Origin of the sequence: Pantoea sp. CTOTU46764 (assembly GCF_031974595.1) — a bacterium.
Lineage (GTDB): Bacteria > Pseudomonadota > Gammaproteobacteria > Enterobacterales > Enterobacteriaceae > Pantoea > Pantoea trifolii.
On sequence record NZ_DALYOQ010000092.1, the window covers coordinates 1 to 7,017 of the forward strand.

Here is a 7,017-nt window from a genome sequence, read left to right on the forward strand (position 1 = left end):
GAGCCTGAAGAGATGAAAGGTCTCGATGAAACTGAGCGTCAAAATCTGCTGGAAGATCGTGCTTTGCCCACTACGCAGGCCGACGCAAAAGTTGAATTGTGGTCACTCTTCCGTCATCGCAACGTGTGGGGAATGATGATTGGCTTCTTCTGCATGAACTTCGCCACCTATTTCTTTGTGACCTGGTTCCCAACTTATCTGACGGTGGCGCATGGTTTTTCATTGAAAGAGCTGGGGACGCTCGGCGCGATCCCTGCACTGATGGGGATTCCGGGAAGTCTGCTCGGCGGGATTGTGTCAGATACCCTTTATCGCAAAGGATTTAGCCTGACCGCTGCACGTAAAACCTGTCTTATCAGCGGGATGTTGCTCTCCAGCGTGATTGCTTTCGCCGCATTCACCGACAGCATTACGGTGATCCTCACCTTATTCTCCATCACTTACGCCGGTTTAGCCTTCACCGCCGCCAACATCTGGACGCTGCCAGCCGACGTTGCGCCTGCCAGTAATTACGTGGCCACGCTAGGCGGTATCCAGAATTTTGCGGGTAACCTGGCAGGGATAGTTACGGCCTCCTTCACTGGCCTGATGCTGAGCCTCAGTCACGGTTCATTTGTGGTGCCATTGTTGGTGGCAGGCGGAATCTGTGTGCTGGGTGCGCTGACCTTTATGTTTGTGCTCGGCAAACTGGAACCATTACCGATCAGCTCTAAACCGGATGCCAACGTCATTGCTACCGCCAATCAATAAGAGGAGAAACAGCATGCAAAACGAACAGTCCTTACGAGAAGAGATTTGTCAGGTGGGAGCCGATCTGTTTAACCGCGGCTATACCACTGGTACCGCGGGAAACATTAGCGCTCGCCTGGAAGATGGCTGGCTGATTACGCCAACTGATGCTTGTCTCGGACATCTCGAGCCAGTCCGGATTGCCAAGGTCAATCGCGCGGGTGAATGGGTTTCGGGCGACAAACCGTCGAAGACTTTGCTGCTTCATCGCCAGATTTACGATCGTAACCCGGAGGCGCACGGCGTAGTGCACACCCATTCCACGCATCTGGTGCAACTGACGTTAGCGGGTGTGTGGCAGCGCGACAGCATTTTACCGCCGCTGACGCCGTATCAGGTGATGAAAGTCGGGCGGATTCCGTTAATCGACTATCGCCGCCCAGGCCATGCCGATGTGGCTGCGCAGGGGGCTGAGCTGGCCAATGACGTGCGTGGCGTGATGCTGGAGAGACTTGGCCCGGTAATGTGGGGAAAATCCGTTTCAGCGGTAAGCTTTGCCCTTGAAGAGCTGGAAGAAACCGCGCGCCTTTGGCTGAACTGCGTGGATAAGCCCGCCGCGCTGCCAGAACAAGCCGTATTGGAGCTGTGCGAACATTTTAATACGCGCTGGTAATACCCGCATTGTTCCCTACAAAAACGAGATCCAAAGATGAAAAAGACGGTAATAGCCGCAGGCATGATGCTCTTTGCATCAACAGTATTGGCGCAGGAAAAATCTTTTGTCTACGTATCCAACGGCGACAGCGGCACGGTGACGGCCTACGAGCTGCAAAAGGCGCAGCGCCAGCTTAAACCGATTGGTGAATATCCCAGCGGCCTGAAAAGTATGCCGATGGTGGTTTCGCTGGATAACGAGACACTTTATGTCTCCGTTCGCAGTAAGCCTTACCATGTTTCGGCCTGGCATATTCAACCTGACGGCTCGCCGCAGCATTTTGCGGATACGCCGCTGCCAGAGGCGATGGCGTATGTCGCGCTGGATAAGAGCGGGAAATTCCTGCTTTCATCTTCTTACGGCGGCGATCTGTTTAGCATCAATCGCATTGCCGCGGATGGCAAAGTTGAGAGTGCGCCGGTGCAGGTGGTGCATACCGGAAAGCGTGCACATTCGATTCAGACCGATCCCAGCAACCAGTTTCTCTATGTACCGCTGCTGGGTGCCGATCAACTACTGCAGTACAGTTTCGATAGCCACAGCGGAACCGTCACGGCGAACACGCCAGCGTTTGTGAATATCCAACGCGAGTCGGCAACCGGACCGCGTCATTTCACCTTTGCACCGCAGCGGGATGAGAAGGGTGAGCAGAATCTCTATGTGCTGACCGAAATGGCCGGCAACATTTCCCGCCTGACGTTGAACAAAGATGGCACCCTGACGGAACATGAAGCGACACCGTCACTCGATCCGGCCATTGCCGCCAACATGCAGCGTGGTGAAGCGCGACCACTGACCGGCGATGATGATTTGCCAAAATCCGCCAAACCGCGGTTATGGCAAGCCGATATTCATATCACGCCAAATGGACGTTTCCTTTATTCTACCGAACGCACCAGCAGTCATATTACTGCATTTCATGTTTCACCGAGCGATGGTCGATTGACATTGATTAATAGCATGCCAACAGAAGCTCAGCCGCGTGGATTTGCTATTGATAATTCCGGACGTTATTTAATTGAATCGGGTCAGAAGTCGACACAAATTTCGCTCTATTCCATAGATCAAACCACTGGCAAACTGACATTAATTGAGCGCGTCCCCACCGGCAAGGGCGCTAATTGGGTCACTATTGTTGAGTAAATTTCTGCTCTATTTAATTCATTCGTAAAAAAAGGAGTGTTTATGTCGACTGTTCGCAAAAGATTATTCAGCACATTATTGTGCTCGACGCTGTTAAGCGCAGGATTACCGACACAAGCGGCTGAAAAAGGGGTTGCCACCGATCTGGAACCACTGCACCACGTCATTCTGGAAAATAAATACGTCACGGTAATGCGCGTATTAATTCAACCCGGACAATCGACGCTATTTCATGAGCAGCATCTGGATTATGTTAATACGCACATTGAAGGGAGCCCGGTCAAAATAGAGTATCCCGACAAGCCGGTAAACATGACCGAAATGAAAAGTGGCAATGTTAAATTCGGTGAGCATCAAGGGAAATCAGATACGGATAAGGTCACCAATACCGGAAATAACGTCAATCATCAGGTGGCGTTCGAAATTAACATCCCAGGCCCGCAACATTTTGGTAACGCTTCGCGGCCTGCTAATGCCGCATTTACTCAGGTGCTGGATAAGAAAACAGTGAGAGGCTGGAAGGTCACGCTGAAGCCTGGCGCCAGTACCGGCGAATATACGCAACACGGGCCTGGCGTGCGCGTGTTCTTTACTGAAGGGCGGGTACTGATTGCCGATCAAACTCATACCAATCGGGTAAAAGAAGTTTGGGTACATCCCGGCGATGCCTTTTTAACCGAGCCAGGTAAAGTCGATATAACGGCGGCAAGTGGCGAAAATATCATCTTCAATGATTATGAATTGTTATAGCACTGTTTGTATTTTGTGAATTGACGTTGTCTGATAATGTGCACTTCTGTGGGTTGCCACAGAAGTGCATTATTGTTTTTACCATACTAATAATTATTTACCGGAAGCAATTACAATGAAAGCAAGAAAGGTGAGACAGTGTTGTCTGCCTTTCGCGTTGAGCATTCTGATGTCTGCCACATTTTCAGCTCACGCTGAAGATGCTGCTGAGTCTGCGGCTCTTATTGCGAAAGGCAAGTATCTGGCTATTGCTGCGGACTGTGGAGCTTGCCACACCGCACCGAATCAGGGCAAGGAAATGTCGGGTGGCTATATTATCTCCTCGCCGTTGGGGAATATTGTTGCCAGTAATATCACGCCATCAAAAACCGCCGGCATTGGCGATTATAGCGAACAAGATTTTGTTAAAGCCGTGCGAAATGGCATCAATAAACAGGGGCAGCATCTTTATCCGGCGATGCCTTACACCTCATACGCAAAAATTTCTGATGCCGATATGCACGCGCTGTATGTTTATTTTATGCACGGTGTAAAAGCAGACAATAATGTACCGCCAGCAACGGATTTGCCTTTCCCATTTAATATTCGTTCAAGTATGTACTTCTGGAATATGCTGTTTGCCGATAATAAGCCATTTATTCCGGCAAAAGATAAATCGGATGTGGTTAATCGCGGTGATTATCTGGTCAATGCATTGGCGCACTGCGATACCTGCCATACGCCACGTAACGCGCTGATGGGGCAAAACAACGGTCAGGCTCTCAGCGGCGGCAGCCTGGGCAGTTGGTACGCGCCGAATATCACGCCCGATCAACAAGCCGGCATTGGCAACTGGAGCGATGCGCAAATCGCGCAATATCTCAAAACGGGCCATGTTGCAGGCAAAGCCCAGGCAGCAGGCCCGATGGCGGAAGCTATCGAGCACAGCTTACAGCATCTGTCTGATGACGATATCAATGCGATAGTGGCTTATCTGCGGCAGATCCCCGCAGTGACTCAGGCCACCCATTCGCCACGCGACGTGCTTGGCAAACCCGCCACAGATGAAGCGGCGCTGCGCGCGGTTAAAAATCCCGATGCGGGCTGGCAGGTTTACGCCAGTTCTTGCGCTAACTGCCATCAGGCGGATGGTGCGGGCAATCACTTCTATCCTTCGCTGTTCCACAACACCGCCACCGGCGCACCGCAGGCCGATAACCTGATTGCCACCATTGTCTACGGCGTACATCGCCAGGTTGATGGCAAAGATGTCGTCATGCCAGCTTTTGGCCCGGATGGGTTATTTACCGATCGATTAAGCGACCAGCAAATTTCCGACGTCAGCAACTACGTGCTGAAAAACTTTGGTAATGCTCAGCTGAACGTAACGCCTGAACAGGTTAAAACCCTGCGTGAAGGTGGCGAGCGCCCACTGATTGCACGCCTGGCGCAACCTGCAGTGTGGGGTGGTGGCGCGGTAGTTGTCATTATTTTACTGGTGCTGCTGATTTCTATTTCGCGTAAGGGGAAAAAACATGGCGCATAACCTTTCCCGACGTCGTTTGCTGCAAGGTATGGGCATTTTGTCACTCGGCGCGATGTGTAATTCCCTGTTCCCGGCGCGCGCGCTGGCTGCAGAGCAGATGGCTGAAAATGGTTTTATGACCGTTTCGCAGTTCCTGGTCAGTCGCCCGGTCGGCCCGATTTTGGGGCAGCGCTATTTCGATGCCTTAAATCGCCATAATGCCGACTTCACACACCAGCTCAGCAGCCTGCAGGCAGTGTTGCAGCAGCATAATTTTGCCCATGTCGACGATTTCCTTGCCGCATTTGGTGCAGATAATCCTGAATGGAAAACGGCAAAACGCATCATTTCAGCGTGGTACACCGGCGTTGTCGGCGACGGCAGCGATCTGGAGTTGATCGCTTATGCCGATGCGATGATGTACCTGCCCACCAAAGATATTCTGGTGGTCCCAACCTATGGCGGCGGGCCGTTCTACTGGGCAGTGACGCATGATGGCAAAGTGGCAACTACAGGAGAAGGCGCATGAGTGCACAAAAAGTCGATGCCGATGTGATCATCATTGGCTCGGGCGTGATGGGCGGGTTGATCGCCTGCAAGATGGCAAAAGCCGGTAAATCAGTCATCATCCTTGAGGCAGGCCCGCGTGTGTCTCGCCAGGAAATCGTCGAACGTTTCCGTAATTCCCCGTTCAAGATGTCGTTAACCAATATCAAATTACAGGGCGTGGGTTCGCCTTATCCCAATCCGCCACATATTCCGTCTACCTACGGTGACTATTTGCAGCAGGTTGGGCCGGTTAAATATCCCACCAAATACCTGCGCGTTGTCGGTGGTACAACCTGGCACTTTGGCTCTGCACTGTGGCGTATGATCCCCAACGATTTCAAACTCAACACCCTTTATGGTCGGGGCCGCGACTGGCCCTTTGGCTACGAAGAGCTGGAAGCGTGGTATGGCAAAGCCGAGCATGAGCTGGGCGTTTCAGGCGTCGATGGACAAGACGAAAGTGGGCAGGGTGGCAAAGCCTGGCCACCGCGATCTACACCATTCCCGATGCCGGGTTTGCCAACCAGTTATCTGTTTGATCGCCTAACTGAGATGCTGGGTAAAGGCGGTTATAATCCGGTGCTGGAACCGAACGGTCGCGCGACTAAGCCGTGGGGCAAGCGCCCAATGTGTGGCGGCAATAATAACTGCAATCCGGTTTGCCCGATCGCCGCCAAATATGATGGCTCGATGCATATCGATGAAGCGGAGCGTTTGGGAGCAAAACTGCTGGATAACGCGGTGGTGTACCGTATAGAGGCAGCGGATGATGGCAAAATTACCGGCATTTGGTATAAAAAGCCGGATGGTTCCGAGCACCATTTAACCGCCGACTACTTTGTACTGGCGGCCTACGGCATTGAATCGCCCAAGCTACTGTTGATGTCGACGTCGGAGAAATATCCCAACGGCATTGCAAACTCTTCCGATCAGGTTGGCCGCAATTTGATGGGCCACACCGGCATCAGTATGAACGTGATGATGTCGGAAGATGTGTGGCCAGGTCAGGGGCCGACCGAATTGCTGGTGTATCTGAACAACCGCGATGGCGTATTCCGCAAGGATTTCCCCAGCTACAAGATCAAAGTGCGTAACACGGTGCCAACCGCCGATTATGCTGCATCGCTGATTGAGAAAGGTGTGCTGGGCTCCAAACTGGATGCTGAAATCCGGCGCCAGTCGGCACGCTCGCTGAACTTTGCTATCGATTTTGAAACCTTGCCGCTGGCGGAAAACCGCGTTACGCCAAGCAAGACGAAAAAAGATGCGATTGGTATTCCGTTGCCGGAGATTTACTACAGCGTGACGGATTACTGGCATGCCGGAAAAGAAGCGGGGCTCAAAGATTTTCACAAGTTTGCAGAACTACTGAATGCGGAAATATTGTCGATCGATACTAAGTTCCAGGATCGCCAGCACATCATGGGCACCACCATTATGGGCGATGATCCGCATAATTCGGTAGTAGATCGTGATTGCCGCACGCATGATCATCCCAATATGTGGATTGCCGGAACCAGCGTGATGCCGTCAGCATCTTGTATGAACCCGACCTTAACCGGCGCCGCGTTGAGCTTGCGCCTGGCTGAACATATGTTGCAGACCATGAAGACGGAAGTAGCAGGTT

General features: G+C 52.1%; 7 protein-coding genes. All 7 read left to right on the forward strand.

The window, feature by feature from the left end; genetic code table 11:
* Positions 1–750, forward strand: a 750-nt coding sequence (locus RTM06_RS21095) for an MFS transporter (RefSeq protein ID WP_312184604.1), incomplete at its 5' end; no start/stop codon positions are given.
* 13 nt (positions 751–763) lie between these two features.
* Positions 764–1,402, forward strand: a complete 639-nt coding sequence (locus RTM06_RS21100; RefSeq protein WP_312184605.1) for an aldolase — start codon at positions 764–766, stop codon at positions 1,400–1,402.
* Between the two features lie 36 nt (positions 1,403–1,438).
* Positions 1,439–2,587: a beta-propeller fold lactonase family protein gene (locus tag RTM06_RS21105; RefSeq protein WP_312184606.1), complete on the forward strand. Its 1,149-nt coding sequence runs from the start codon at positions 1,439–1,441 to the stop codon at positions 2,585–2,587.
* Positions 2,588–2,629: 42 nt separating this feature from the next.
* Entirely contained in the window at positions 2,630–3,337 is a 708-nt protein-coding gene (locus RTM06_RS21110) for a hypothetical protein (RefSeq protein WP_312184607.1), read from the forward strand.
* A gap of 115 nt (positions 3,338–3,452) precedes the next feature.
* Positions 3,453–4,862 carry a c-type cytochrome gene (locus tag RTM06_RS21115; protein ID WP_312184608.1) on the forward strand — a complete coding sequence of 470 codons (1,410 nt, stop codon included), beginning with the start codon at positions 3,453–3,455 and terminating at the stop codon, positions 4,860–4,862.
* On the forward strand, positions 4,852–5,370 hold the full coding sequence (locus RTM06_RS21120; protein ID WP_312184609.1) for a sugar dehydrogenase complex small subunit: 519 nt from the start codon (positions 4,852–4,854) through the stop codon (positions 5,368–5,370). Before RTM06_RS21115 ends, RTM06_RS21120 begins: the two co-directional genes overlap by 11 nt.
* Positions 5,367–7,017 (forward strand): GMC family oxidoreductase (locus RTM06_RS21125; RefSeq protein WP_312184610.1); only part of this gene is annotated, 1,651 nt, incomplete at its 3' end. The genes RTM06_RS21120 and RTM06_RS21125, both read left to right, overlap by 4 nt.

Bases quoted from the DNA above. Each gene is read 5' to 3' on its own strand.
- RTM06_RS21115 (WP_312184608.1), top strand. From the start codon at position 3,453: ATGAAAGCAAGAAAGGTGAGACAGTGTTGTCTGCCTTTCGCGTTGAGC.
- RTM06_RS21110 (WP_312184607.1), top strand. From the start codon at position 2,630: ATGTCGACTGTTCGCAAAAGATTATTCAGCACATTATTGTGCTCGACG.
- RTM06_RS21100 (WP_312184605.1), top strand. From the start codon at position 764: ATGCAAAACGAACAGTCCTTACGAGAAGAGATTTGTCAGGTGGGAGCC.
- RTM06_RS21105 (WP_312184606.1), top strand. From the start codon at position 1,439: ATGAAAAAGACGGTAATAGCCGCAGGCATGATGCTCTTTGCATCAACA.
- RTM06_RS21120 (WP_312184609.1), top strand. From the start codon at position 4,852: ATGGCGCATAACCTTTCCCGACGTCGTTTGCTGCAAGGTATGGGCATT.